Annotated in this window: 1 pseudogene; it reads right to left on the bottom strand. The window is 61.4% G+C overall.

Going from position 1 to position 210, the window contains the following annotated elements:
- Positions 1 to 198: pseudogene (locus tag MJ643_RS31405) on the bottom strand (hypothetical protein); the annotation flags it as partial.
- Positions 199 to 210 lie beyond the last annotated feature (12 nt).

A 210-nucleotide genomic window follows, 5' to 3' on the forward strand; every position in this document is an offset into this window, starting at 1 on the left:
CGCGGAAAATCGAGCGAGCGCCGTGACCAAGGAGTCACCCCAGAAGTCCACCAGCGGTGGCTTCAAGGTCTTTCCTGCCGGATTGGCCGGCAGATTGGCTCCGAACACCACATATTCCGGTGTCTCGTACCTGGCGAGATGCTGGGCGCAATGGTCACGAATTTCGTCGGCCGTTGCACCCTCGCCGGGCTTGAGCACCACGACTGCCTT

The sequence above is a fragment of the Pseudomonas sp. PNPG3 genome (assembly GCF_023093815.1).
GTDB classification, from domain to species: domain Bacteria; phylum Pseudomonadota; class Gammaproteobacteria; order Pseudomonadales; family Pseudomonadaceae; genus Aquipseudomonas; species Aquipseudomonas asiatica.